Annotated in this window: 23 protein-coding genes and 1 riboswitch; of the genes, 6 read left to right on the forward strand and 17 right to left on the reverse strand. The window is 60.4% G+C overall.

All coding sequences use genetic code 11. The features are described 5' to 3' along the window. Positions 1-176: 176 nt before the first annotated feature. The gene (locus P3T40_RS08820; RefSeq protein ID WP_429267296.1) at positions 177-398 is read left to right on the forward strand and encodes a hypothetical protein; all 222 of its coding nucleotides are present in this window, start codon (positions 177-179) and stop codon (positions 396-398) included. 31 nt (positions 399-429) lie between these two features. Here the strand turns inward: P3T40_RS08820 and P3T40_RS08825 are convergent, their stop codons facing one another. Next, positions 430-1,344 (reverse strand): CHAD domain-containing protein, encoded by a 915-nt coding sequence (locus tag P3T40_RS08825; protein ID WP_429267297.1) that lies wholly within the window; start codon positions 1,342-1,344, stop codon positions 430-432. Between the two features lie 259 nt (positions 1,345-1,603). Here P3T40_RS08825 and P3T40_RS08830 point away from each other — a divergent pair, with 259 nt between their 5' ends. Both P3T40_RS08830 and P3T40_RS08835 read left to right on the forward strand, forming a co-directional pair. Next, on the forward strand, positions 1,604-1,876 hold the full coding sequence (locus tag P3T40_RS08830) for a hypothetical protein (protein WP_429267298.1): 273 nt from the start codon (positions 1,604-1,606) through the stop codon (positions 1,874-1,876). Positions 1,877-1,956: 80 nt separating this feature from the next. Beyond that, positions 1,957-3,414, forward strand: coding sequence for an alkaline phosphatase family protein (locus P3T40_RS08835; RefSeq protein ID WP_429267299.1), 1,458 nt, complete (start codon positions 1,957-1,959; stop codon positions 3,412-3,414). 83 nt (positions 3,415-3,497) lie between these two features. On the opposite strand, the gene P3T40_RS08840 is transcribed toward P3T40_RS08835, so the two are convergent. Both P3T40_RS08840 and P3T40_RS08845 read right to left on the reverse strand, forming a co-directional pair. Next, a complete protein-coding gene (locus P3T40_RS08840; RefSeq protein WP_429267300.1) occupies positions 3,498-3,896 on the reverse strand; it encodes a PaaI family thioesterase in 399 nt (132 codons plus the stop codon). 119 nt (positions 3,897-4,015) lie between these two features. Continuing rightward, positions 4,016-4,597: a TetR/AcrR family transcriptional regulator gene (locus P3T40_RS08845; RefSeq protein WP_429267301.1), complete on the reverse strand. Its 582-nt coding sequence runs from the start codon at positions 4,595-4,597 to the stop codon at positions 4,016-4,018. Between the two features lie 204 nt (positions 4,598-4,801). Here P3T40_RS08845 and P3T40_RS08850 point away from each other — a divergent pair, with 204 nt between their 5' ends. Beyond that, positions 4,802-5,578, forward strand: a complete 777-nt coding sequence (locus P3T40_RS08850) for an SDR family NAD(P)-dependent oxidoreductase (RefSeq protein ID WP_429267302.1) — start codon at positions 4,802-4,804, stop codon at positions 5,576-5,578. Positions 5,579-5,650: 72 nt separating this feature from the next. Here P3T40_RS08850 and P3T40_RS08855 read toward each other — a convergent pair whose 3' ends face one another. Next, positions 5,651-7,594 carry a TonB-dependent receptor domain-containing protein gene (locus P3T40_RS08855; RefSeq protein ID WP_429267303.1) on the reverse strand — a complete coding sequence of 648 codons (1,944 nt, stop codon included), beginning with the start codon at positions 7,592-7,594 and terminating at the stop codon, positions 5,651-5,653. A 354-nt stretch (positions 7,595-7,948) separates the two neighbouring features. Next, a riboswitch (adenosylcobalamin (AdoCbl) riboswitch) is annotated at positions 7,949-8,040 on the reverse strand. A 153-nt stretch (positions 8,041-8,193) separates the two neighbouring features. On the opposite strand from P3T40_RS08855, the gene P3T40_RS08860 reads away from it, so the two are divergent. Then, on the forward strand, positions 8,194-8,817 hold the full coding sequence (locus P3T40_RS08860; protein ID WP_429267304.1) for an ABC transporter ATP-binding protein: 624 nt from the start codon (positions 8,194-8,196) through the stop codon (positions 8,815-8,817). Between the two features lie 55 nt (positions 8,818-8,872). Here the strand turns inward: P3T40_RS08860 and P3T40_RS08865 are convergent, their stop codons facing one another. The 7 genes from P3T40_RS08865 to P3T40_RS08895 form a co-directional block, all read right to left on the reverse strand. Continuing rightward, positions 8,873-9,283, reverse strand: coding sequence for a DUF2000 family protein (locus P3T40_RS08865; RefSeq protein WP_429267305.1), 411 nt, complete (start codon positions 9,281-9,283; stop codon positions 8,873-8,875). 131 nt (positions 9,284-9,414) lie between these two features. Beyond that, a complete protein-coding gene (locus P3T40_RS08870; protein WP_429267306.1) occupies positions 9,415-10,269 on the reverse strand; it encodes an AraC family transcriptional regulator in 855 nt (284 codons plus the stop codon). Between the two features lie 12 nt (positions 10,270-10,281). Next, positions 10,282-11,598: a sugar efflux transporter gene (locus P3T40_RS08875; RefSeq protein WP_429267307.1), complete on the reverse strand. Its 1,317-nt coding sequence runs from the start codon at positions 11,596-11,598 to the stop codon at positions 10,282-10,284. 143 nt (positions 11,599-11,741) lie between these two features. Further along, positions 11,742-13,703: a beta-galactosidase gene (locus tag P3T40_RS08880; RefSeq protein WP_429267308.1), complete on the reverse strand. Its 1,962-nt coding sequence runs from the start codon at positions 13,701-13,703 to the stop codon at positions 11,742-11,744. Positions 13,704-13,768: 65 nt separating this feature from the next. Next, the gene (locus tag P3T40_RS08885; protein ID WP_429267309.1) at positions 13,769-14,620 is read right to left on the reverse strand and encodes a carbohydrate ABC transporter permease; all 852 of its coding nucleotides are present in this window, start codon (positions 14,618-14,620) and stop codon (positions 13,769-13,771) included. Between the two features lie 9 nt (positions 14,621-14,629). Continuing rightward, positions 14,630-15,532 carry a carbohydrate ABC transporter permease gene (locus P3T40_RS08890; RefSeq protein WP_429267332.1) on the reverse strand — a complete coding sequence of 301 codons (903 nt, stop codon included), beginning with the start codon at positions 15,530-15,532 and terminating at the stop codon, positions 14,630-14,632. A gap of 108 nt (positions 15,533-15,640) precedes the next feature. Further along, the gene (locus P3T40_RS08895) at positions 15,641-16,882 is read right to left on the reverse strand and encodes an ABC transporter substrate-binding protein (RefSeq protein ID WP_429267310.1); all 1,242 of its coding nucleotides are present in this window, start codon (positions 16,880-16,882) and stop codon (positions 15,641-15,643) included. A gap of 274 nt (positions 16,883-17,156) precedes the next feature. Between P3T40_RS08895 and P3T40_RS08900 the strand changes: the two genes are divergently transcribed. Then, the gene (locus P3T40_RS08900) at positions 17,157-18,185 is read left to right on the forward strand and encodes a LacI family DNA-binding transcriptional regulator (RefSeq protein WP_429267311.1); all 1,029 of its coding nucleotides are present in this window, start codon (positions 17,157-17,159) and stop codon (positions 18,183-18,185) included. A 66-nt stretch (positions 18,186-18,251) separates the two neighbouring features. Here the strand turns inward: P3T40_RS08900 and cyoD are convergent, their stop codons facing one another. The 6 genes from cyoD to P3T40_RS08930 all read right to left on the reverse strand — a co-directional run. Then, the gene (gene cyoD, locus P3T40_RS08905; RefSeq protein ID WP_429267312.1) at positions 18,252-18,584 is read right to left on the reverse strand and encodes a cytochrome o ubiquinol oxidase subunit IV; all 333 of its coding nucleotides are present in this window, start codon (positions 18,582-18,584) and stop codon (positions 18,252-18,254) included. After that, a complete protein-coding gene (gene cyoC / locus P3T40_RS08910; RefSeq protein ID WP_429267313.1) occupies positions 18,585-19,193 on the reverse strand; it encodes a cytochrome o ubiquinol oxidase subunit III in 609 nt (202 codons plus the stop codon). Continuing rightward, a complete protein-coding gene (cyoB, locus tag P3T40_RS08915; RefSeq protein ID WP_429267314.1) occupies positions 19,193-21,184 on the reverse strand; it encodes a cytochrome o ubiquinol oxidase subunit I in 1,992 nt (663 codons plus the stop codon). Before cyoB ends, cyoC begins: the two co-directional genes overlap by 1 nt. Positions 21,185-21,187: 3 nt before the next feature. Further along, positions 21,188-22,081 carry a ubiquinol oxidase subunit II gene (gene cyoA, locus P3T40_RS08920; RefSeq protein WP_429267315.1) on the reverse strand — a complete coding sequence of 298 codons (894 nt, stop codon included), beginning with the start codon at positions 22,079-22,081 and terminating at the stop codon, positions 21,188-21,190. 331 nt (positions 22,082-22,412) lie between these two features. Next, positions 22,413-23,960 carry a complex I subunit 4 family protein gene (locus P3T40_RS08925; protein WP_429267316.1) on the reverse strand — a complete coding sequence of 516 codons (1,548 nt, stop codon included), beginning with the start codon at positions 23,958-23,960 and terminating at the stop codon, positions 22,413-22,415. A 352-nt stretch (positions 23,961-24,312) separates the two neighbouring features. Further along, positions 24,313-24,595, reverse strand: a 283-nt coding sequence (locus tag P3T40_RS08930) for a hypothetical protein (RefSeq protein ID WP_429267317.1), incomplete at its 5' end; no start/stop codon positions are given.

Raw genomic sequence — 24,595 nt, forward strand, 5'->3', positions numbered from 1 at the left:
TCGACCTCCGAAATAAATATACGGACTTTCGATTAGCTGACGGGCGAGCTCAATCGCCACGTTAGGAGGATGTCACTAAAAATTAATGTTGCGACGCAGCATTTATACGCCTATGCTGAGTTCAGCGGAGCCTGGGACCTTGTTGCCCATCAGGCCCCCTAACTGCGGAGGCATAGATGACACATCCGCACTCACCTGATTTGACGCTTCACGTGTTTGAACAGGATGGTGGCTGGCATTGGGCTTTGACAATCGAACGGCAGCAGGGCACGGGCAAGAAAGTGGTTGCATACAGCGAGACCATGTTTGCCTCGCAGGCATTGGCCCGCGCTGACGGGGAATGCGCCGCAAACAACTGGCCGCATGACGCGGGGCAACGGCGGTCGGAATTCGCGTAGAAGCGACAGTAAAAGCGAGGTCCTGCCCCCATTAGCCTATCGCTCGCAGTACCTCATGAACGTGGTGCATGTGATGCACGGTTTGGCTTTGCAGATGCGCGATCGCCTGCTTCACTCGCTTCGCCTCACCTAACTGAAATGCATATTCGCGAAGCAACGCTTCGCTCGTCACCAGGTCATTCAACGTTCCGAGTTCGTCTTGCACCACGGTGAGTCGTTCAATAACAGCCTGATGACCGCCATCCAGAACCGGCGAAAAAAACTGCAGCAGGTAGCGCATTTTTTTCCCCGCGATCCGGACCTCGTGAAGCGCCGCGTAGTCTAACTCGTGCGCGGGTACTGCTCGCTTGACGCGCTTTTTAAGTGCTTTCTCGGCCGCTCGCACACGCTCTTCGGCAAAACTTGCAATGGACCAACCGGCACCGTGCAACTCGAGCTGCTGACGCGCGCTCACCAAGGCCTGCTCGAGAATCCGTTCGACACTCGCGTTGCCGATTGCCCTCAGGCTGAACGACAAGGCATCAGCTCTGTGTGCTCCGATCGCTTCAATCAGCAAGGTCAACGCGTGCTTATTCGACGGGTCCGAGGCCGCGATCAGTTCGTGCAAGACATCCCAGTCGCGAGTCCGGCCAGCAGCGTCGGCAAGCGACTTGAATTCGCGGCGCCGCAGCTTCGCGTCTTGCTTGTCGAGTAATGGCTCATACGCCCACCAGAGCGTCCGCAAGCGGCGCAGTGCCACACGAAGCTTGTGCAGATCCTCTGGAGCCGCGCTGGCGTTTAGCTTACGCACCCGATCCACCGCTTCACCGGAAATCGACGTGGCAAGCAACACAAACGCCTCGACAACCTTCATCGACGGCGTAATCAGTCCAGCGCGTGCATGGCTTGCAGTTGAGGACGGTGCAGGTGTCTCTGAGGTTTCAGCAACAACGGGACGGAAACTCATGGTTGGGTGCGCCTGTGTAACCGATTTTGTGGCCGCTGTAGTGGCCGAATCACTGCGTAATGGCGAGGGGAACGAAGGCTACCCGCAAGCGATGAGTAAAACATGCCTGCCGCATCGGGTACCCGGTCAAACATTCGACTGAGACGGTAGGGATACTGTCACGATACTCAGCTAAAGTCTAAACCATCAAAAGAACCACTCCTTCCAGCACTTCGCAATCCTGCGTGCTGCCCCGTTTTACCTGCAAGTGACGTATCCAATGACCAACCTTCTCAGTCACCACGAGATAGCCACCTTGTTCGTGTTGTACCACGCGTCGGAACGCATGGCGCTGGCCGACCTCGACGTCCTGCCGCTTCAACATGCGCATCTGGTCGAAGTCGTATCCGCCGAATCCGGTCATCCGTTTTACCGCGTGACATCAAAAGGTCATGAACTCGCGAGGCGCTTTGGCGTCGCAAAACGTAAGGAACTCTGCACAGAACCTGCAGCAAGCGTCGCGGTCGAAGCCTCGGAACGCATGCACACGTAGAGGCGCATTGGACCGCGCCTTAGCGAGCGATCCGTGCAATGCATATCGAGCATCGAAACGAGATCAACGAGGGAGTGTCCATGGCTAACCAGCTTGCCGCGATTGAGCATATTGTCGTCCTGATGTTGGAGAACCGATCGTTCGACCACATGCTGGGTTTTCTTTACACGGACCAGCAGAATCAATCGCCTTCGGGCCAGGCTTTCGACGGACTGACCGGCAATGAGTCCAACCCTGCCGCGAATGGCGAAGCCGTAAAGGTGTACGCGATTCAGCCGAGTGACAGTAACGCGTACTTTCAGCCTGGCGCCGATCCCGGCGAAGGCTACAGCGCAACGAATTCGCAGTTGTTCGGCACTATCGACGCGCCCTCGCCGCCTGTCGCCACTAACGAGGGCTTCGTGGCCGACTACGTGTACACGCTTGGCTGGGAATCGAAGGAACCCAGTTGGTCAGTTCTGCCAGGTACGGTCGCCTCGGACATCATGGGTATGTACACGCCAGCGATGCTACCGGTACTCTCAGGACTTGCGCGCGGCTATGCCGTGTGCGACCAGTGGTTCAGTTCAGTGCCTACGGAAACTCTGCCGAATCGCGCTTTCGTGTGCGCGGCAACAAGCCAGGGGCACATGGACGACAAAACCAGCACCTATACCTCGCCCAGCATCTTCGGCTTGCTGTCGCAGCACAATCAGAGCTGGGTCATCTACGGATACAACGAGCCCCCGCTCACGCGGATGAATTTCCCGGACACCACGAATGCGTCCGACGATCACTTCGGCCTCTTCACAGACTTCCAGAGCGCGGCACAAAACGGCACGCTGCCGGCCTATACGTTTCTCGAACCGAGTTGGGACTCGACCGGCAACAGCCAGCACCCCAACTATGATGTCGCTTTGGGCGAGCAGTTTATCCACGACGTGTACTACGCCTTGCGCAGCAACGAAGCGCAGTGGAACAAGACGCTGCTAATCATCACGTACGACGAGCATGGCGGCTGCTACGACCATGTTCCGCCGCCGTCGGGCGCCGTGCCGCCGGATGACTCGGCGGGTGAGTACGGCTTCGACTTCAAGCGTTTCGGTTTGCGCGTGCCTACCGTGCTGGTTTCGCCGCTCATCGCGCCGGGTACGGTGTTCCGCGTTCCAGAAGGCACCATGCCGCTCGATCACACTTCCATCCTGAAGACGGTCGAAACGCGTTGGAGTCTGCCCGCCCTCACGGCCCGCGACGCGGCCGCGCCCGACGTGGGCGACGTGCTGACGCTCACGACGCCGCGTAGCGACGATCCGCTGGCTTCCGTGACCGTGCCGCAATCGACAGGGACGAGCGCCGCAGCGGCAGAGCTACCGTCGCATCTGCAGGAGGTCCATGCGGAACTGGTATCGCGATTGCCTGTGCCCGATGCGAACGGTGGCACGTATCATCAGATGCCGGTTTTGAAGACCAATGCAGAGTACGCGGATTACATTGCATCGCGTACGAAGGCATGGCTTGCGAGCCGCAAGACGGGGGCTGCAGTAAAACCGTGGGGTTGAAAGGCGCAGAGGGCCCGACAAGCAAACCGCATTCGGTGCTGAAGCGGCAACCTGGCAACGAAACGAGCATCACGGCGCGTTGCCTAGCTCGCCCCTTTCGAATACTTGAACGTGCCTTGCGCGCTGGCGATCAGGATGCGGTCATCCACCCACGCCTCACCGCGCGAGAAGAAAATCGATCGGCCCTGACGCTCGAGAAATCCCTTTGCGGTCACGTATTCGCCGAGTCCCTTGTCGAGATAGTTCGTCGTCAATGACAACGTGAAGGCGTGCCGCGCGGCTTGCCCCGGCTGCGCGAATAGGCCAGCGTATCCGGCTGCTGCATCGAGCAGGGTTGCGATCGCACCGCCTTGCAACACGCCCTGCCGGTTGAGTTTGCTGGCGTCGATCGACATGCGGAGTTCGGCATAGCCATCGCGCCATTGCGTCAAACGCACACCGAGCGATTCGAGAAAGGGGTTGTCGATGGGATGGTCCGACATGCTGGGGGCCTTTTAAATACCTGATGCGGTTAGAGACGGTTGTGGACGCTTGAGCGGGAATCTGGCCAACCGCACCAGCATACCCTCACACCCGAAAAACCGTCGCCCAACTACCCCTGTTACCGCCCGCCACTGTCCTGCGCCAGAACCAGCGCGAGCGACGAAGAAAGAATCGATTTAGCCAACTCGTCGTCATCCACTGCGCGAGCGAGCGTAATGGCGCCGACGATAGTCGCGACAATGCCCAGCGCCCACTTCTCGTCGCCGCTCGATGTAGCCTGCGCGACATGTGCGGTGAATTCATGCAAATACCGGGTCAGCAGCGCCCGGACATCAGTGCTCGCATGCCGCGCCTCGCCCGCCAGTGCACACAGCGCGCATCCACTACCGGGATTCTTCACGTGGCGCTCGTCAAGGAACGCTTCGGCAATTGACTGCAGCGGCGTCTCAGCTCGCTTGCCGGCACCGATTTCCCGCGCCGCAATGCGCTCCCTGCTTTGACCGAGCGCGTACTCGAGCGCCTCCACGATCAGCGCGTCGCGCGAAGCGAAGTGCCCATAGAACGCCCCGTGTGTGAGACCTGCGCTACGCATGCAGTCCGCCACGCCGAGCGCCTCGATGCCGTGCTCGCGAATCTGCCGCGACGCATTCTCCAGAACCCGCTGCCGGCTCTCAGCCTTCTGTGCCTGCGAATAGCCCATTTTTTTCTCCGTGACGCTTGACAATCTGCATGATGAGCATAATACTGAAAATGTGCATGATGATCAACATACAGATTTCGAGTGTTGGTAATGCTCGTGATGGTTCGGATGCGGCGGCTGCCTGCGCCGCATAATAGGTTTTCGCAAGGCGAGCAGACGCGGCTCTGGACGCGATCTCGCCGCGCACTACACAGGAGAAGGAAAATGCGTTTTTCTGGAAAAACAGCGCTCGTGACTGGCGGCAACAGTGGCATTGGCTTTGCTGCGGCACAACTTTTGATCGCCGAAGGCGCCCGTGTTGTGATTACGGGGCGCGATCGCTCGAAGTTGGACAACGCGGTGGCCGAACTGGGTGAAAACGCCCTCGGCATCGCCGTCGATCTCGACGATCCGGCGGCGATCGATTCGATGTTCAAGCAGATCCAGGAAGCCTATGGGTCGCTCGACGTGGTGTTCGCCAACGCAGGCATCTCCGGCCCGACGCCGCTCGGCGGCACGACCGCCGCCGCGTTCGAGGCCATTCTGCGCACCAACCTCACCGCCGTTTTCCTCACCGTTCAAGGAGCGTTGCCGCTGATGGGCGCGGGTGGTTCGATCGTCCTCAACGGATCGGTCATGCGCGAGCTCGGTTCGCCGGGCTCAGCCGCTTATTCCGCCACCAAGGCGGGCGTGACCGGCATGGCAAAGGTGTTTGCATCTGAACTCGTCACGCGCGGCATCCGCGTGAACACGGTTATCCCAGGCGGCACGCGCACGCCGATCTGGACACGCGGCGCAAGAACCGGGGCAACCATCGACGCGACTGAAGGAGCGCTTGCCGCGGGTATTCCGCTCGCTCGTTTCGCCACGCCGGAAGAAGTGGCCAAAGCCGCCTTGTTCCTCGCCTCGGATGACGCTTCGGGAACTACTGCGGCGGAAATCGTGGTCGACGGCGGTACGACGGGTGCTCCGTGGGGTGCGCCGGTGTTCCGTAAGGGGTAAAGAGAAAGCGCGAGCCTGTCGGCGGCCAGGCGGTCGCAAGCGATCAGGTCAATCGCTTGCGACCAGCCCAGCTTAGAACGTGTAGGAAACCTTACCGAATGCCGTCCGGCCCAGCGAGTTGTAGCCGTACGCCGTCACATACTGCCGGTTAAAGAGGTTCGACAGGTTCGCGGACACGGTCAGATGCGAATTGACCTTGTACGCAGCACGCAATCCGACCGTTGTGTACGACGGCAGATAGATCGAGTTTGCCTGGTCGTCGAAAGTCGAGCCGCCGTAAAGCAGCGAGACCCCGGTGCTCAGCGCATGCATATGAAACTCGTCCCACGTGTGATCGACAGTCAGGCTGACGGTTTGACGCGGACGGCGATTCAGCCACGTCTGATCAGTGACGTCCTGCGGATTCAGAATGCCGACCGCGAGACTGACAGGCGTCGAATTGCCGAGCGCGCCCTTGTATGAGAGGTCGATACCTTGAATATGCGCCCGGCCGACGTTCACGGGGAGAAAGGTCTCCGAGTCATACGTGATCAGGTCGTGGGCGCGCGTGTCATACACAGCAGCCGTGAAGGTACCGAACGACGTGGCGGCGTCCAGTGCGGCTTCAACCGTATCGCTGCGCTCAGGCAACAGGTTCGGGTTCCCGTAACCTGGATAGTACAGATCATCGAAAGTTGGCAGACGGAATGCGTTGCCATACGAAAGCCGTGCCGTATAAATCGGTGTGATCGCATAGGCCACGGCGATATTGCCGGTATTGACCGACTGGCCCTCGATAATCTCGTGGCGCCCCGCAAGGAACACCGTCAAATCACCCAACGTGGCTGATTGATGCAGAGAGACGGCTGAATCGTTACGTGTCGGCACGCCCGAGGGAATGTCGATCGGCAGGAAGGCTTGCTCGCGCGAAAGGTCGTAAGTGAGTTTCGTCTCGCCCGACAGGGGCAAATTGAAAAGCTTAAGCCCGTGTTCCTGATGCGTCAGCGAGGTAGACGAGCTGATGCGCGTCGAGTCGATCTCGTCGGTCGGGATACCCGGCGCGTTCGAATACAGGAACTGACGGTCGTTCGCATAGCCAACCGACTGGTCGAACTGGGTGAAAGGCGTGATATCCAGATGGAACGCCACGCCCGTCGTCAGTTGATGATCGAGTTGCCGGTCATCGCCGCCCGCATTGTCATAAGAGAGATCTGACTTGTGGTAAAGGGCAAACGTGGAGATCGACCAGTTGTCGTGCGCATAGCCGAGGCGTGCGTCCACGTTCTGTGCATGGTACGGGTTACGGCCATCCTCGTGGCCATAGGCCCACGGCGCGGTCGCGTCGATGCCCGCCGTGTTGTAGTCATGCAGGCCCAGCGAGTAGGTTAGCCCGGACAACGCAGCCAGGGGACCGGTGGACGGAATACTGCCTGAAGTCCGGACCTGCGTATCGAAGGTCTTGTTCGAGCCGCCGCCCGCGGAAATCGTGGTCTGGTTCGGCTGATTTGAAGCGTGGTTCGTGAACAATTGCACGACGCCGCCCATGGCATCCGCACCGAATGACGCGGCCGCCGGGCCAGAAATGACTTCGACGCGGTCGAACGCGGAGGTCGGCAGATCGGCCCACTCCGCTTCGCCGGTGGTGGCGGAGCCGACCCGGATACCATCGATAAACACCGCGACCTGATTCGTCGACGAACCACGGATACTAACGCCGGCCAAAGAACCCGGGCCGCCGTTTTGCGTAATCGTCACGCCGGGCAATGTGGCGAGGGCCTGCGTGATACTAGGGTCAATCGGCGACAGTCGGTTCAGGTCCGCGCGAGTAAGAACCTGCGTCGAGGCATAGCGTTGATCGAACGATTGCGGTAGATGCTGAGTGTCGCCGGTCACGAGGATATTCGGCAGCGTGGTGGTTGCCGGAGCTTGTTGGTCCGGTTGCGGCAACGTCGAGTCGTCCGCGGCTTGCGCAATCTGGCACGCCGAGACGGTCAAGGCCGAAGTGATGATGAGACGACGGAACTTCAAAAGGGACATCCTTATTACTAGAAGATTGGATGACATGCCGCGTGCGCGAACGCGATCGTTCGATGTCCGATACAGGTCATTGCAAAGCTCTTTCCTTGTCGAAGGATGCGCAGCACTCCAAGCCGTGGTGTGGGCAAAGCAAGATCAACCCTCAAGCCGGGGGGCGTGCGGTTAGCGCGCCTTAGAGACGTGCGTGCTCGTATACCGATGCGTGCGTCGACACACACGCGCAACGGAGATTCGCAACCGGACACGAAGCTGGGCAATCTACGGGATACGGGTCTGGCTCAACGTCCAGACCGCAGACAATGTCGGCCATACGGATATCTCCTGGGGATTACGCGCCCCAAAGTCGGAAGAGGGATACGACGCCGAGGTCTGACTTCCGGTTCATGCTGAAACCGGTCACAGTGGCGCGACCGCGCTGGATTTTCACCAGCTTCCACGAGTCGTATGGGCGGCATTTTACGTGCGAACCGATGCCGGTTGAATTAATTCTGGCTCGGCGTGGGATGGATGAGACACGGCAGGACGCGTATGCGACGCGATCTACACGCCTTCCTCGCCCTAAGAATGTAAACTTGCCAGTCTGAGAAACTGGATGAGCCATGCTTAGATTCGACAATCTGTGCAAACGCTACGGCGGACGCACCATCTTTCACGGACTGCATTACAGCGCCAGTGCGGGCTGCGTCGCGCTGAACGACGAAAGCGGCAGCGGCAAGTCAACCCTGCTCGGCATTCTCGCTGGCGAGATCGAGGCCGATGCGGGCGAGGTCTGGCTGGGCGGTCATTCGCTGCGCACCGCGCCGCTTGCGGCCAAATCCGCCCTCACCTACGTGCCCGAGGACTGCCTGACGTATCCGCTCGAGACTGGGCGAGAGTTTCTCGAACGCGTAGCCGCGCAAAGACAGACAGCTCTCGAGAACCACACGCTCGAACTGGCAGACCGCTTGGGCGTCACGCCTCATCTCGAGAAGCGCTTCGAGCAGATGTCGTTCGGCACGCGCAAGAAAATCTTCCTGACGTCGGCATCGGTCGGGGCGCCGACCGTCGTCATTGCGGATGAACCGGGTGGCGGGCTCGACGCCGCTGCGCGCGCTGTCCTGGTCGATCTGTTCAAACAGCTGGGCCAGGACCGCGTGGTTTTCTTCACGAGCTACGATGCGGCCTTCACACAAGCGTGCGAAGCAAAATCGATCAGTTTTGCGGATCTCGCTACGAGGGGCTAAACGACGCTCATAACCGGGTTCGCGCATGCGAATCCGTCTTAGACCATCACGTGCATCACGGATGCAATGACAGCCCCTTGATGGCCTTGTCGACCGCCTTCTTCGGCCCGCGCAATGCGATCCCAACCAGGTCGGGCTGGTCAGTGGGTTCGGCATGGAAGGCGGCGCGATTGTCGTCGTCGTTGCCGGTGGAGAACATCGCTTTCACGTAGACCGCGATGTTCAACTCGCGTTGCTGGCCCTGCTGAAACGCGCGTAGAAGGCCAGACGCGTCGCCGCCATAAATCATCATGGGCTGCCCAAGTAACGCGGCGTACTGCCGTCCATTCGCGTCTTCGTACGGTTTGCCAATCGCCGCAGGGGCCGTTGCGGCAATGCCGGTGGCGAGAAACGCGGTGACGTTCAGCTTCTGCCATGACGCCAGGTCGTCACGCACCACGAGCGCCACTTTCGTATCGAACTCCATCCCTTCCATTCCTTTGCCGTATCACGTTGACTCATCCTTTGGAGCCTTAATGGTCGAAGAATGAGTCATTTCGGAGCCGTGCTCCGCGGACCCGCGCGGCACCAACCGCTTCAGGCCCTTCAAGGGCAAGACTAAACGTGGCTCAGCGCGGAGTCTGGAAGATTTGTGCAGCGCTTGCCGTAGTGTGCGGGCGTCAGCCCGTAGGCGCGGCGAAACCACCGCCCCAGATGACTCTGGTCGGCAAAACAGAGCGCGTGCGCGACCTCCGCCGGCGCCACCCCGCGCGCAAGCCATTGACGTGCCTTGGTCAGCCGCAACTGGATCAGATAAGCATGCGGCGCAAGCCCAAAACTGGCCTTGAACGCACGCGACAGACGAAAGCGATCGACCCCGCACGCCGCAGCCAGACCGTCGAGGCCGATGTCATCGTGCAGATGGGCATGCAGATAGTCACGCGCGCGTTGTGCGACTGGGGGGATGCGGGGATCGCCTTCATGACGCAGGCGCCAGACGAGATGGCGACTCAGGTGTTCGAGCAGGCTGTCGGTGGCTGCCTGCTGCACGACGCGGGTCTCTTCGCTACGCAACACGCGAAACAGTGTGGCGATTGAGGTGACAAGCGCGATGTCGTCGCTCAGGGTAGCGGGGAACTGCGGCTGCCCCGTTGCGGGCACTGCATCCGACCATGTTCTCAGTTCGCGCGTGAGCCAATCCGGCTGGAGGTACAGCATCGAATAGGTGAAGCCGCCCTCCGACGGCGCATGGCCGTCGTGGATATCGCCCGGCTCCAGCATCAGCACATGGCCCGGCGTGCTTTGAACACGCGCGCGACGGCAATCGAACTGCTGCACGCCTTGCTCGGTGAAACCGATGAGATACGCGTCATGCCAGTGCGGATCGTAGGCATGCCCTTCGAAATGCGCACGCAGCGTTTCTATCCCGGTGCGTTCGTGCTGGTGTAGATCAACCCAGTTGTGTGCAGACACAGGACGTCACTCCTAACGGCTCGGCCACCGGTCCTGAACATAGCGCGCCCAGCGCCGCCACGGCGGATCCGCGAACAGGATCAGCGCCCCGAGCGCGAGTAAACCGCAGAACAGGAACGTGCCCCTATAGCCGACCCCGGCGACCAGCAACCCGGATAGCACGCCCGACAGAATCGAGCCGACCCGGGCCGAGTTGAAGAACAGCGCCGTGGCCTGGCCGGGCGAGCGTGGCATCAGATCCTGCACATAGGTCATGCCGAGACACGAGGTCACCGCCACCACGAACGCGTTGAGCGCCTGCATCGGAATCAGGAACGATATGGAACCGACTGAGGCCACGCAGATGAAATACAGCATATGCACGCCAGCGCACGCAGCGAGCCAGCGCAGCTTGTTCAGCGTCGCGCCGCGGGCGCCCAGCGCCAGCATCATCGGAATTTCGAGGAAAGCGCCGAGGCCGAGCATGATCGACACGTCGATGCGGGTGCCGTGCAGACCGTGGACGACATAGAGCGGCAACACGATCATCGTCGCGTTGGCGGCGAGGCCGATCAGCGTCAGCGCCAGCACCGAGCGCCAGATCACGCGTGACGGCGCGACCGGATGAACGAAATCAGGCTTAACCGGCGTTTCGGGCTCGACCGTGGTGACTTCCAGCGACGAAGCCGGATCGCCGGGGACGTGGTCCGGCAACTCATGCAAGTCTCCACCCGGAGCTTCGTGCATGCGCCAGATGATGGCGCCGCAAGCCACAAAGCACGCCGCCGCGAACAGAAAGAGCCCGTAGAAGCCGATCCCCGCCAGCACCAGTGCACCCACCGAGGGTCCGAACACCCACGCCACCGACAGCACCGTCCGCAGCGTTGCGGTGGCAAAAGTCCGCTCAGACTCGCTCGTCACGGGCAGCGCCGCGCGGCCGAACGAGAACACCAGCGAGAGTGCCGAACCGCCTGCGCCGAGGAACGCAATCCCAATGATAAGGAGCGCGCGGTAGTCGCGCACGAAACACAACAACAGGAAACCCAACGCCGCCGCGCCGAGCGCCGCCAGCAGCAGCGTACGGTGATGACCGTGGCGATCGGACCATTTGCCGGCCCAGCCGCTCGCCGCCACCCCGCTCGCCGCGATCAGCGTCATGAACAGCCCAAGCTTGAGCGGCGTCATCCCGGCTCGCTCCACGCCGAACAGCGACAGATACGGCGCGGTGAACGACATGGCAACCCCAAGCATCAGGGTCGCGCCCGCCAGCGACATGAAGGACGGGATGCGCGTGAGACTGACGAGCCGGGAGTAGTTCATCGATGAAGTAATGCTGACTGCATACGTCATCGCGGGAATTCCGCTCGGCGCGCGCAGTCGGCTATCGGCAATGCGCGTGGACCGAAACCCCAAGAGGTAGCCGGTACGACGCACGGGTGAACCCGCAGTATGCCAAAGCTAGCTGGATCGTGTTAGCGCACCGGCACCCGACGTCAGTGCGTTTCGATCCACGCTGCGACTTCAGCCGGTCCGGTTTCGCGGCCGCCCAGCACGAAATGCGCGCCCTCCGGCGCCGGCACACGCCACGCCGTATCCCCGTAATTGAAGGCGAAACGCACGTTGCCGAGGCGGCGCAAGCGGGCGCCCTCGGGCAGCGTCACCACCTCGATGCCGGCGTCGCGCACGCAGCGTTCCAACACGGCTCGCTGCAACGCCGGATCGAAGCAGGCCGTCGTCATGCGAACCCGGCCGGCCTGCACGACAGCCGGCACGCCGTCGTCGAAAGCCGCCGTGACTTCGACACCCGCACCCGGCTCAATGTGGTCGCGCCAGCTTCGGCCCTGTCCTCTTACACCGTCGAACGTCGCGGCCGGCCGCAGCGACGGGCGTAGCGATTCGCTTTGCGACACGCGCACGTCCAGAACGGCCTGCAGCGGGCCCGGAGGCAGCGTGGCGGGAATGTTGAAGTCCGCGGTCTTCGAACCCGTCCTGGGCCCGAATAGCCAGTGTGCGTTGCCGGTCCGGATCTGCGCGATCAGTGCATCCGGCACGACCGGCAATGATGGCGCCACCACCAGCCGGTAGCCGCTCAGATCGGCAGTCGCCGGCAGCATATCCACATCCACGCCCATCTCGCGCAGGCATGAGTACCACTCGAAGACGAGGCGTTGATAATCGAAATCGACACCATGGCGCTGGATCTGCACGATCCAGTCGGCCGGGTAGTCGAACAGCAAGGCCACGGGGGCATGCTTGGCTTGACCCGCCGTGGCCTGGTCGAAACTCGCCAGTTCACGCGACACCCGGGCGATCTCATGGCCGCCTGCGGTCAGCTTGTCGTCTGGCGCATTGATGCCCGAATGCATCTGCTCCTGCGCAAAGGGCGCCTGGCGCCAGCGGAAATACGACACCAGTTCCGCGCCGTGCGCGAACGCCTCCCACGTCCAGAGACGCGCCATGCCGGCCTTCGGCACCGGGTTGTACGGCGCCCAGTTGACCGGCCCGACCTGCTGCTCCATTACCCACATGCGCCCCTTGCCGACGCCGCGGTACAGATCGTGATTGAAGGCCGGAATGTCCGGATGCCCCGTGCGTGCCCAGCGGTGCTTCTCGGCGTCGTCGAACCACAGCACTTCCGTGCGCGGCAGCGGATAGCTGTCCCACGCGGCGACGTCTAATCCGCTTTCGGCGAACTCGTAATGGTCGAAGCTCGTGAAAAAGCCCATGAAGTTGTGCAGCAGGTCGCGCCCCGGCGCATTTGCGCGGATCAGATCGCCCTGCAAGCCATGGAAGCTCGCCACCTCGCTCGACATGAAACGCCGGAAGTCGAGCCAGTGGCTGGGGTTCGCATCGGTGGGTGTGCGGTTCGGCAGGCCGATCTCGTCGAAGCTGCGGTACTCCATGCTCCAGAACACGTTGCCCCAAGCCGTGTTCAGCCGCTCCACTTCGCCGTAGCGCGCCGCAAGCCATTTACCGAAACGCTTGCGGGCGGCCTCCGTGTAGCTCGGCGAGGTGTCATGGCAAGCCAGTTCGTTGTCGGTCTGCCAGGCGATCACCGCAGGATGCGTGCCGTAGCGTTGCACCATCTGCGTCACGATGCGCGCGCAGTGCTCGCGATACACCTCGCTCGACATATCGTAATGCCGCCGCGAGCCGAAATTGAGCGTGATGCCGTCTTTGTTGATCGGCAAAATCTCGGGATGCAGATCGATCAGCCATCTGGGCGGCGTCGCCGTCGGCGTGCAGAGAATGACCTTCAGGCCGTGTTTGGCCAGCACCTCGATGGCGTGATCGAGCCACGCCCATTCATAGCGGCCCGGTTCGGGCTCCATCCGGCTCCACGCGAATTCGCCGATGCGCACGCGGCTGATGCCCAGTTCCGCCATCCGGCGCGCATCGCTGTCCCATTGATGCTGCGGCCATTGTTCGGGGTAATAGCAAACTCCTAGATGCATGGTGCTCCCGCTAGACGTTGTGATCGTGGTGAGCGCTGCGGTCGCAGCGATCGCGGCCCGCGCCGCTATCCCTTGGTCGCGCCGAACGTGAGTCCGGTCACAAAGTGCTTCTGCATGGCAAAGAACATCGCGACCGAAGGCAGCGCGGCCAGCACCGACCCCGCGGAAACGAGATTCCACGAGGTCGTCCATTGCCCTTTAAGCGCCGCGACGCCCACGGTGATAGGCGCCGCGTCATCGCCTTGTGTGAGACACAGCGCCCAGAAATAGTCGTTCCAGACGAACGTGAAGACGAGGATGCCGAGTGCGGCAAGCGCCGGCCGCACGAGCGGCAATACGATGCGCGTGTAGACCGCCCACTCGCTCGCGCCTTCTACGCGTGCCGCCTCGATCAGTTCGTACGGTAAGGCGCGGATGAAGTTACGCAGGAACAGCGTGCAGAAACCGGTCTGAAAAGCGGTGTGAAACAGCACCAGCCCTAACACGGTGTTGTACAGGCCGAGAGTCAGCGTCAGTTGCCGAACCGGAATCATCAGGATCTGCACCGGCACGAAGTTGCCCGCCACGAAGATAGCGAGCAGCAGCAGATTGCCGCGAAAGCGATAGTTCGCCAGCGCGTGTCCCGCCATCGAGGCCAGAAAGATCGACACCGCCACTGAAGGCACCGTGATAAGGATGCTGTTCCAGAAGTAATGGAGCATCGGCGTTTGCGTGAGTGCCGTGCCATAGTTTTCGGCCAGCGCGAAGTGTTCGGGCCAACCCCAGTAATTGCCGGCCGAGAGTTCGTCGCTGGAGCGTATCGACGTCACCAGCACCGCGAGCAAGGGCAACAGCCAAAGCAGCAACGCGCACGGTAGCGAGAGCTTGTAGAGCAGGCGGCTGCCGGGACGCCAGCGGGCAACAGGCATCGGATACATGTCGGCTCCTCAGGATTCGCTGCGCACGAGACGCCGCAATTGCCACACGATGAAGATCAGCATGATCATGAACAGCACAACCGCAATCGCAGCGGAATAACCCTCGCGGTAGTACTTGATCGCCTGGTCGTACATGAAATAGGCGAGCACCGTCGAACTGTCGAATGGGCCGCCTCCGCTCATCACCGAAATCAGATCGAAGCTGCGCAGCGCGCCAATCACCGTCAGCACGACGGCCATGAACGTGGCGGGCCGCAGTTGCGGCAGGATCACGTGCCATAGCAGCTTGAGGCCTTCGGCGCCCTCCATGCGGGCCGCTTCGATCACCTCGCTGTTGATGCCGGTGAGCCCCGTTAGGTAGAGAATCATGCAGAACGGAATCTGCGGCCACAGCGCGGCGAAAATGATGCCGTAGGTCACGTAGCGCGGATCGCCAAGCACCGGCACGCCGTGTCCGACGACCAGCTTCAGCAAGCCGAAGGTCGGATCGTAGAACCAGCCGAACACTAGCCCGACCACAACGCCCGGCAGCACGAACGGCGCAAAGAACAGCGATTTCACGAGCCGGATACCGCGCACGTTCTGGTTCAGATAGAGCGCGAGCGCCAGACCGCAGGGCGGCGCGAGCAGAAACAGCACAAGCCAGATGACGTTGTTCTTCAGCGCCGTGTAGAACGTGTCGGAGTGCAGCAGTTCGCGGTAGTTGTCGAGTCCCGCGAAAACCCGCGGCGTCATGCCGTCCCAGTTATAGAAGCTCAGCACGATGCTGCTGATTATTGGGTAGATCACGTAGATCGCAAACAGCAGGCCGCCCGGCAACAGGAACAGCAACGCCGCGCGATTGCGCCGACGGCTCAGCGGCGCAGGCGCCCTGCGCCGTGTGCGGCTGACGGGCACGGCTTTGTCGGACATGGTGGTGGACACGTTCAGGTTCCTCGTCCAGATGCAGATTGCCGGGTTACGGCGCATTCGCTGCTCAGACACGCTGCGCAATACGCCACAACCCGGGCATGCCTTCGCCTACTTCTTGTAGATCCGTTGGCGGAACTGTTCGAGGTGGTTCAGGATCGCATCGATCTGGTTAGGATCGCTATAGAACTGCTGCATTCCCTTCATACCCTCGTCGGCCATTTCCTTGGTCATGTCGCGGTCGTAGAACTGCGCCACACCACCGGGCGTGCTCGAGAGGATCTGGAAGCCGATCTTCGAGATCGGGTCCTGCGGCTCAGGCGCCTGGTTGTTCGACGGCAACTGCCCCCAGCCCTTCGCCAGTTCACCGTTGATCTGCGGTTGCGCCATGAAGGCAAGCAGACGGTGCGCATCCTTCTTGTTGGTGGCCTTCGCGGGAATCATCAGGATGTTGACCGGACCGTCTTCGGCCATCGGCACGGCCGAGTCGATCACCGGGAAGCGGAAGTAGCCCATCTTGTCGCGGGTTGCAGCCGGTAGGCCTGCCGAGAAGAACGTGCCCATCAGCATCATCGCGGCCTGACCGTTGACGAGCAGCGGGCTCACCGAATCGACGTCATACGAGAGCGCGTTGTCGACGAAGTACTTATCGTCGATCAGCGTCTTCCACGTCGCGTAGACCTTGCGAACGCGCGGGTCGGTGTAGGCGATGTCGCCCGCCATCAGTTGCTCGTGAAACGCGTAGCCGTTGATGCGCAGGTCCAGATAGTCGAACCAGGCCGCGAGTGTCCATGAGTCCTTGGCCGGCACGGCGATCGGTGCAATGCCCGCCGCCTTCAGCTTCTTGCAGTCGGCGAGAAACTCGTCCCATGTCTTGGGTTCGTCCGTAATGCCCGCTTTCTCGAACAGGTCCTTGCGGTAAAAGAATCCGTACGAGTCGTAGCCGAGCGGCGCGGCGTATTGCTTGCCGGCGTATGTTGACGGAGGTTTGACCGCGGCGTAGGTCTGGTTCCAGCCGTCCTTCTGCCAGTCGGCGCTCAGGTCGTCGAGCAGGCCGCGCTTGGCGAAATAAGCCATGCGCTCGCCGTTGTGCCAGCTCAGCACGTCAGGCGGATCGGTCGCGAGCCAGCCGGACATCTGCACCTTGTAGGCCTCCTCACCGACATAGGTCACTTTCAGGTCGACATCCCGATTGGCCTTCTCGAACTGATCGAACGCGCTTTGCCACACCGCGCGCTGATTGCCGCGTGCGGATACCGTGACCCTCAGCGTCGCGGCGTCGGCGTAGGTTGCGGCCGTCATCGCGAGACACGCGATACCCGCCAGCAAAAACTTCCCAGCTTTGAACTTCATGGTTGTCTCCAATATTCAATTTATGGTGGCTTGTAGTGGCTCGCGGTGGCCATTCCCGGGCCGGGGGTCGTGAAATTTAAGCGCTTAAATTTTTCGACGGCAAAATGGCTGTTTGAATTAACATGTCTTCCTCCTGTGCCTGAACATGAAATTAGCCGAGCTGTTCTGGACACGCAACCCTTACAACAGCGTCTCAATATATGGGCGAAACATTAGAAAAGCGGCCATACCCTATGGCTCACCGCTCGTTTACCCTCGCTGCGATGCGTCATTCATGGTGACACTCGCCGAAGTCGCGCAGCGCGCGCAGGTCACCGCGGCCACTGTTTCCAATGTATTACGCAATCCTCAGAAGGTGAAGCCGACCACCGTGGAACGCGTCATGGCCGCCGTGCGCGAACTCGGTTATCGCCCTAACCTCACGGCGCGGGCACTGGCCGAGGGGCGCACATCCACGCTCGCCTTGATGCTCTCGAATATCTCGAACCCGTTTTATCCTGAGTTCGTGCTGGAAGCTGAAACCGCTGCGCGGCGGCGTGGCTATTTCCTGCTGGTCTGCAACACGGACGACAACCCGGCGATTGCGCGCGCCTACCTCGACAAGATCGCCGGCACGCTCGCCGCCGGTGTGATTGTGATGAACACCGACGTCAGCGCGGGCGAACTCGCCGATATTGCGCAGCGCGGCTCGGCGCTTGTGCTGTGTATGTGGGAGAGCGCTCAGGCGACGCGCGCGCTGCCCTGCGTCACGGTCGACTACACACACGCGGGCGGTCTCGCCGCCGCGCATCTGTACGAACTTGGTCATCGCCGGATTGGCGCGCTGCTGGGGGAAGGGTCCGGTGGACCGCAATCGACGCGCCTTCGTGGCTTCGTCGAGGCGTTGGCTGCCCGAGGTGTCGCCGCGGACGCAGTGAAGGTCCACGCTTGCCGCGATTCGATCGAGGCGGGCTACGAGGCGGCCCGCGCGCTGCTCAATGAGCAGCCTAAACTGACGGCGCTGTTCGCGACCAACGACCTGATGGCGATTGGTGCGATCCAGGCGACGACGGATATCGGCAAGCGTGTGCCGCAGGATCTTTCGGTGATCGGGCTGACCAATATCCATCTCGCGCATCAGTTTCGTCCCGCGCTCACCACGGTCGGTTTTCCGACCGCCGCGATCGCGTCGATTGCGGTCGCGCTGACGATCGATCGTATCGAAGGCATCAAGCCCAAGCGCGACGCGTACAAGGTGCCGCTTTCGGAACTGGTGATTCGCGACACAACAGCGCCAGCGCCGAAGGCGCCGCGCCGCAAGTAACGACACTAGCTTAGAATGCAGAACGGCCCCTCCTGGAGGGGCCGTTCTGCATACATCTAACGCTGCTTAACGCGACATCATGTTCATGCTGACGTTATGCATGATCCACAACGAGCCAACGATCAGAATGACGGCGGTGAGCACGGTAAAGCCGAACGCCATGACGTTCCACCGTTGTGCCGACGAGGTGTTCATATGCAGGAAGAACACCAGGTGCACGATGATCTGCACAAACGCCAGGCCGGCGATTGCCAGCACCGCGCTTTGGCCGGTCAACGAACCGGTCATGATGATGCCGAATGCCGCAGCAGTCAGCAGAACGGACAGGATGAAGCCAGCCGTGTAGCTACCGAAGCTGCCGTGGCTCTCACCCGAGTGAGCGGTATGTCCGTGGTCCATTTAGATCACACTCGTAAGGTAGACAAAGGTAAAGACACCGATCCAGACGATGTCCAGAAAGTGCCAGAAGAGGCTCAGGCACGTCAGGCGCGTCAGGTCGCGCTCGCTCAGCTGAGGACTGCGGATCACCTGAACGCCCAGCACGATCATCCACAGCAAGCCGAACGTCACGTGCAAACCGTGCGTGCCGACCAGCGTGAAGAACGACGACCAGAACGCGCTGCGGTCCGGACCCGCGCCCACCGAGATCAGGTGCGCAAATTCGCGCAGTTCGAGCACGAGGAACGACGCGCCGAGCAGGAACGTCACTACGAGCCAGCCGAGCAGCATGCCCTTCTTGCCCTTGTGCGCACCGATCATGGCGAAGCCGTAGGTGATCGAGCTCAGCAGCAGTGCCGCCGTTTCCAGCGCGACGCCCGGAATCTCAAACATGTCCTTGGCGGTCGGGCCACCGGCGAACTGGTGGCTCATCACTGCAAAAACTGCAAACAGCGAAGCAAAGATGATGCAGTCGGTCATCAGGTACAGCCAGAAACCGAACACCGATTGCGACGGCACGTGATCCGCGTCGTGATGGACGTCGTGCCCTAAAGTAGTCGTCTGTGACATTAATCCACCTCTGCCAATTCAAGCGCCTTACCTGCGCTACGTCCTTCTTCGATCTGACGAACCGTCTCGGCGGGAATGTAATAGCCGTGGTCGTCGCTGAAGCTATGGACGATAACCGTACCAATCGCCCCGACGATGCCGATGATCGCGAGCCACCAGATGTGCCAGATTGCGGCGAAGCCGAGCACCAGGCTGAACGTGGCGATGATGAGGCCAGCGCTCGTGTTCGACGGCATGTGAATGTCGCGGTACACCAGCTTGGTCTTGTCGACCTTCGCGCGCTGCTTCATATCGGTGAACGCATCCAGCTCATGCACCGTCGGCACGAGCGCGAAGTTGTAGACCGGCGGCGGCGACGTGGTCGACCATTCCAGCGTACGGCCATCCCACGGATCGCCCGAGACGTCGCGGTTACCCGGCAGATTACGGTCGCGAATGCTGACGTAGATCTGCAGCAGTTGACACGCAATACCGATAGCGACCAGGACTGCACCCACTTCAGCCAGCAGCAGCCACGGATGCCATTGCGGGTTGTCGTAGTGATTCAGACGGCGCGTCATGCCCATGAAACCGAGCACGTAAAGCGGTGTGAACGCGACCCAGAAGCCAACCTGCCAGAACCAGAATGCGGCCTTGCCGAGCTTTTCGTTCAGCTTGAAACCGAACGCCTTCGGGAACCAGTAGTTGAAACCAGCCAGATAACCGAACAGCACCCCGCCGATGATCACGTTGTGGAAGTGAGCAATCAGGAACAGGCTGTTGTGCAGCACGAAGTCCGCGCCCGGAATCGCCATCATCACGCCGGTCATGCCGCCGATCGTGAAGGTGACCATGAAGCCGAGCGTCCACAGCACCGGCGTCGAGAACTCGAGGCGGCCCTTGTAGATCGTGAACAGCCAGTTGAAGACTTTCACGCCAGTCGGAATCGCAATGATCATGGTCGCGATGCCGAAGAAGGCATTCACGTCTGCGCCCGAACCCATCGTAAAGAAGTGGTGCAGCCACACGAGGAACGACAGCACCATGATCGCGCAGGTCGCATAGACCATGGTCTTGTAGCCGAACAGCGGCTTCTTCGCATACGTCGCGATGACTTCCGAGAAGATACCGAACGCCGGCAGGATCAGGATGTACACCTCCGGATGGCCCCACGCCCAGATCAGGTTCAGATACAGCATGGCGTTGCCGCCACCTTCATTCGTGAAGAAGTGCATGCCGAGGTAACGATCGAGGCCGAGCAGGGCCAGCGTGACCGTCAGAATCGGGAATGCAGCCATGATCAGCACGTTCGTGCACAGTGCCGTCCACGTGAACACCGGCATCTTCATGAACGTCATGCCAGGCGCGCGCATCTTGACGATCGTGACGAAGAAGTTGATCCCGGTCAGCAAGGTACCAATACCGGAGAGCTGCAAACTCCAGATGTAGTAATCTACTCCCACACCCGGACTGAATTTCAGCTCCGACAGCGGCGGATAAGCCAGCCAACCGGTCTGCGCAAATTCACCGATCACGAGCGAAACGTTGATCAGGATCACGCTGACTGCCGTCATCCAGAACGACAGCGAGTTCAGGAACGGGTATGCCACGTCACGTGCGCCGATCTGCAGCGGCACGATCAGGTTCATCAGGCCCACCATGAACACCATCGCCATGAAGAAAATCATGATGACGCCGTGCGCGGAGAAGATCTGATCGTAGTGATGCGGCGGCAGATAACCAGGGTTGTGATACGCGATTGCCAATTGCGTGCGCATCATGATTGCGTCGGCGAAGCCGCGCAGCAGCATGATCATCGCAACGACGATGTACATGACGCCGAGGCGCTTGTGGTCGACCGACGTCAGCCACTCGCTCCACAAGTAGCGCCACTTGCCGAGATACGTCACGGTGCCTAACACCGCCACCGCCGCGATGCCCATCATCGCAGCGGCCATCATAATAATCGGCTCGTGGTACGGAATCGAGTCGAGGGTTAATTTACCAAACATGCTTTACCCCTTGGCCTTACAGTTGCTGGCGTCTTTCAGATCCATGACGTTGCCGTTGTTATAGCGGGCGATGATGTTGTGAAAGAGCTTCGGATCGACCGACGAGAAGTAGGTGACCGGCGCTTTCTCACCCGGCTGCGACACGACGTTGTAGCGGTTCATGTCGAGGCTGTCCGACGAGGCGCGCACTTTCGCGACCCATGCGTTGAAATCTGCGGGCGACTCGGCAAGCGCACGGAACTTCATGTCCGAGAAGCCCTTGCCGCTGAAGTTGGCCGATTCGCCTGCGTAGTCGCCGGCTTCGTCAGCAATCAGATGCAGCTTCGTCTGCATGCCTGCCATCGCGTAGATCTGGCCGCCGAGCTGCGGGATGAAGAACGAGTTCATCACCGAGTCCGACGTGATATTGAAGTTCACCGGCGTGCCCACGGGAATCGCGAGCTGGTTGACCGAAGCGATGCCGAGGTCGGGGTAGATGAACAGCCACTTCCAGTCGAGTGCGACCACTTCGACGTTGATCGGCTTCACGCTCGATTCGAGCGGACGGTACGGATCGAGCTCATGCGTGCTCTTCCAGGTCAGCACACCGAGGAACAGAATGATCAGCGTGGGGATGGTCCACACCGCGATCTCAATGCCCGTGGAATGCGACCAGTTAGGACGGTACTCGGCGCTCTTGTTAGATGCGCGATAGCGCCACGCGAACAGCAGCGTCAGCGCAATGACCGGAATCACGACGATGAGCATGGCCCATGTCGAAGTGGCAATGAGGTCACGCTCCGCGACGCCCACGCTGCCTTTGGGGTCCAGGATATCCAGGTTGCTACAACCTGAGAGCAGCGTTACCAGCCCAATGGCGACGGAACTCATCGCCCCCCGTAGAGTCTTTTCTTTCATATCGATTGCCTGCTCTTTACGTCTTCAATGAACATCATCCGACCGCTCTCCATTAGTAAGCGGTCGCATGGTAAAGCGTCGTTAACTTGTTATAAAGAACTATTTTTGCAACGATCTCTTGCGAGTCGCAAATCGTGCGACACGTTGCCGCACAATTCTGTGCACATGACCGGTGCTTGCTTTACATCAAGAGATAAAACGACTGCTAACGCTACGGACCGCGAGCCTGTAACGACCGTACATCCAGAGGGCTGCGCACACTTCGGTAAAACAAAAGCGAGCGCGCCGTATCCCCTTCGGAAGACACGGCGCTGCTAAACAATCAGTGCAATCAGCCCGGTGCGTGTGTTGCGTTTACCGCAGCGCGGGCTTGCAAACGTTCGCCGTTTTCGACCGAGGCGGCCTCGACCGGTTGCGGCGTGCGGTTGGTCTGCGCGAGCAGGCTGGTCGACGACGGATTGATGGCATCCGTGAACGGCTTTGGATAGATACCAATGCCCAGCACCAATACCGCCATGGCACCCAGCAGCACGAACTCACGCTTGCTCACGTCACTTAGTTTCGCGACTCGCACATTGGCGATCGCACCGAAGATGACGCGCTTGTACATCCACAGCGTGTAGCACGCGCTCAAAATCAGCGTCAGCGCCGCGAGTGCACCGATCCAGAAGTTGAAACCGACCGCGCCCATCAGGACCATGAACTCGCCGACAAAGCCAGCGGTGCCGGGCAAGCCAACATTCGCCATCGAGAACAGCATCACGAAGACCGCGAACTTGGGCATTGTGTTGGCCACGCCGCCGTAGGCGTCGATCGAGCCGGTTTGCGTGCGATCGTGCAGCATGCCCGTGCACAATAGCAAGGCGCCGGACACCAGACCGTACGAGATCATCTGCATGATCGCGCCTTCCTGGCCCAGCGGATTGAAGATGAACAAGCCCAGCGTGACGAGGCCCATGTGCGACACGGACGAATACGCGAGCAGCCTGCGGATGTCGGTCTGCACGAGTGCCAGCAGGCTCGAATAGATCACGGCCACGAGCGACAGCGTGATCATCGCCGGCGCAAAGAAGTGGCTCGCTTGCGGGGTGATAGGCAGCGCGAAGCGCAGCAGGCCATAGCCGCCGATCTTCAGCATGCCGAGCATCACGGCTGCGCCGGTCGGTCCGTCAAGGTGGACGTCAGGCAGCCAGGTGTGCACCGGCCACATGGGCACCTTCACGGAGAAGGCGGCGAGGAAGCCGAGGAAAACCAGCATCTGCGGCACGAAACCGAGTTGGGCCGAGCGCCAGATTTCGAGGTCGAAGCTGTGAGTCTGTGCATACAGATACAGCATCGAGATCAGCATCATCAGCGAGCCGATCAGCGAGAAAAAGAAGAACTTGACCGCCGCGTACGAGCGGTTCTTGTTGCCCCACGTCCCGATCAACAGGTATAGCGGAATCAGTGTCGCTTCGAAGAACACGAAGAACAGCATGCCGTCTTGCGAGCTGAACACGCCTTGCATGAAGCCCGACAGCATCAGGAACGCGCCGAAATACTGTGCGCTGCGCAGCTTGATGGATTCCCATCCCGCCACCACGATGACGACGGTCGTCAGCGCGGTCAGGACGATCAGCCACAGTGAGATCCCGTCTACGCCAAGATGCCATGCGATGTCGAACGACGGCAACCACTTGACGTTCTCGACAAACTGCATGGCCGGCACGCCGTTCTGGAAACCCGCGACCAGCGGAATGACAGGCAGGAGTCCGGCGATTGCACCGATAAGTGCGAGCCAGCGAGCGCGGCCGGGCGAACCGGAACCCGCTCGCAGAACGATGATGCCCGCCACGATGGGGACCCAGATCAGGAGGCTTAGAAGCGGTGGGGATTGCATTTGTTCTTTAAAGGGCTGAAGCAGGAAAACGTCCGGATCAAGGCCGTCAAACTGAAAGCATTGAAATACACATTACGGTCTGATTGCGCCGATTAGGCGCATCACTCGATTCGGGGGCCAGGTCAACGCGTCCCAATGTCGCACACGCGTCAAGGGTTAACGAGGATAACCCGAAATTAAGATTTTTGCAGCGCCGCAAACAGATGTTAAGTAATTAGTGCAGTACTCGGCAGACTCTATTGCAGACTTAGGTATTGCGCACATAGGATGAGATGTGCACTTGCACAAAATTTAGCCATTTTTCATGGGAAAATGACCTGATTTGGTGCATGGCAGAGGTAGTTCAAATTGATTAACGGAGCTGAAAGCTGGCGTGGCGCGTGGCCGGCAATTTATTACAGATGGAAAGGAAATGGTCGATTGACAACCGGAAGCTTACAAAAATATTCGCTTCACCCATTACTCTATCGCGACCCTTACCAACGAATTTCGCCTGGATTCCGGAACCCAGATGTTGGACGGTTGCTGTAATAGCGTTTCCGTAAACGCAGAAACCCCACCTTTTGCGGGGTGGGGTTTCTGTTTGCTGCTGGGGAGCCTGACGATTACCTACTTTCACACGGGTAATCCGCACT

It is taken from the genome of Paraburkholderia sp. EB58 (genome assembly GCF_050436665.1).
Taxonomy (GTDB): Bacteria; Pseudomonadota; Gammaproteobacteria; order Burkholderiales; family Burkholderiaceae; genus Paraburkholderia.

Bases quoted from the DNA above. Each gene is read 5' to 3' on its own strand.
- P3T40_RS08900 (WP_429267311.1), top strand. From the start codon at position 17,157: ATGGTGACACTCGCCGAAGTCGCGCAGCGCGCGCAGGTCACCGCGGCC.
- P3T40_RS08890 (WP_429267332.1), bottom strand. From the start codon at position 15,532: ATGTCCGACAAAGCCGTGCCCGTCAGCCGCACACGGCGCAGGGCGCCT.
- cyoC (WP_429267313.1), bottom strand. From the start codon at position 19,193: ATGTCACAGACGACTACTTTAGGGCACGACGTCCATCACGACGCGGAT.
- P3T40_RS08830 (WP_429267298.1), top strand. From the start codon at position 1,604: ATGACCAACCTTCTCAGTCACCACGAGATAGCCACCTTGTTCGTGTTG.
- P3T40_RS08880 (WP_429267308.1), bottom strand. From the start codon at position 13,703: ATGCATCTAGGAGTTTGCTATTACCCCGAACAATGGCCGCAGCATCAA.
- cyoD (WP_429267312.1), bottom strand. From the start codon at position 18,584: ATGGACCACGGACATACCGCTCACTCGGGTGAGAGCCACGGCAGCTTC.
- P3T40_RS08885 (WP_429267309.1), bottom strand. From the start codon at position 14,620: ATGTATCCGATGCCTGTTGCCCGCTGGCGTCCCGGCAGCCGCCTGCTC.
- P3T40_RS08875 (WP_429267307.1), bottom strand. From the start codon at position 11,598: ATGACGTATGCAGTCAGCATTACTTCATCGATGAACTACTCCCGGCTC.
- P3T40_RS08855 (WP_429267303.1), bottom strand. From the start codon at position 7,594: ATGTCCCTTTTGAAGTTCCGTCGTCTCATCATCACTTCGGCCTTGACC.
- P3T40_RS08925 (WP_429267316.1), bottom strand. From the start codon at position 23,960: ATGCAATCCCCACCGCTTCTAAGCCTCCTGATCTGGGTCCCCATCGTG.
- P3T40_RS08820 (WP_429267296.1), top strand. From the start codon at position 177: ATGACACATCCGCACTCACCTGATTTGACGCTTCACGTGTTTGAACAG.
- cyoA (WP_429267315.1), bottom strand. From the start codon at position 22,081: ATGAAAGAAAAGACTCTACGGGGGGCGATGAGTTCCGTCGCCATTGGG.
- P3T40_RS08840 (WP_429267300.1), bottom strand. From the start codon at position 3,896: ATGTCGGACCATCCCATCGACAACCCCTTTCTCGAATCGCTCGGTGTG.
- P3T40_RS08865 (WP_429267305.1), bottom strand. From the start codon at position 9,283: ATGGAGTTCGATACGAAAGTGGCGCTCGTGGTGCGTGACGACCTGGCG.
- P3T40_RS08850 (WP_429267302.1), top strand. From the start codon at position 4,802: ATGCGTTTTTCTGGAAAAACAGCGCTCGTGACTGGCGGCAACAGTGGC.
- P3T40_RS08860 (WP_429267304.1), top strand. From the start codon at position 8,194: ATGCTTAGATTCGACAATCTGTGCAAACGCTACGGCGGACGCACCATC.
- cyoB (WP_429267314.1), bottom strand. From the start codon at position 21,184: ATGTTTGGTAAATTAACCCTCGACTCGATTCCGTACCACGAGCCGATT.
- P3T40_RS08825 (WP_429267297.1), bottom strand. From the start codon at position 1,344: ATGAGTTTCCGTCCCGTTGTTGCTGAAACCTCAGAGACACCTGCACCG.
- P3T40_RS08835 (WP_429267299.1), top strand. From the start codon at position 1,957: ATGGCTAACCAGCTTGCCGCGATTGAGCATATTGTCGTCCTGATGTTG.
- P3T40_RS08845 (WP_429267301.1), bottom strand. From the start codon at position 4,597: ATGGGCTATTCGCAGGCACAGAAGGCTGAGAGCCGGCAGCGGGTTCTG.
- P3T40_RS08895 (WP_429267310.1), bottom strand. From the start codon at position 16,882: ATGAAGTTCAAAGCTGGGAAGTTTTTGCTGGCGGGTATCGCGTGTCTC.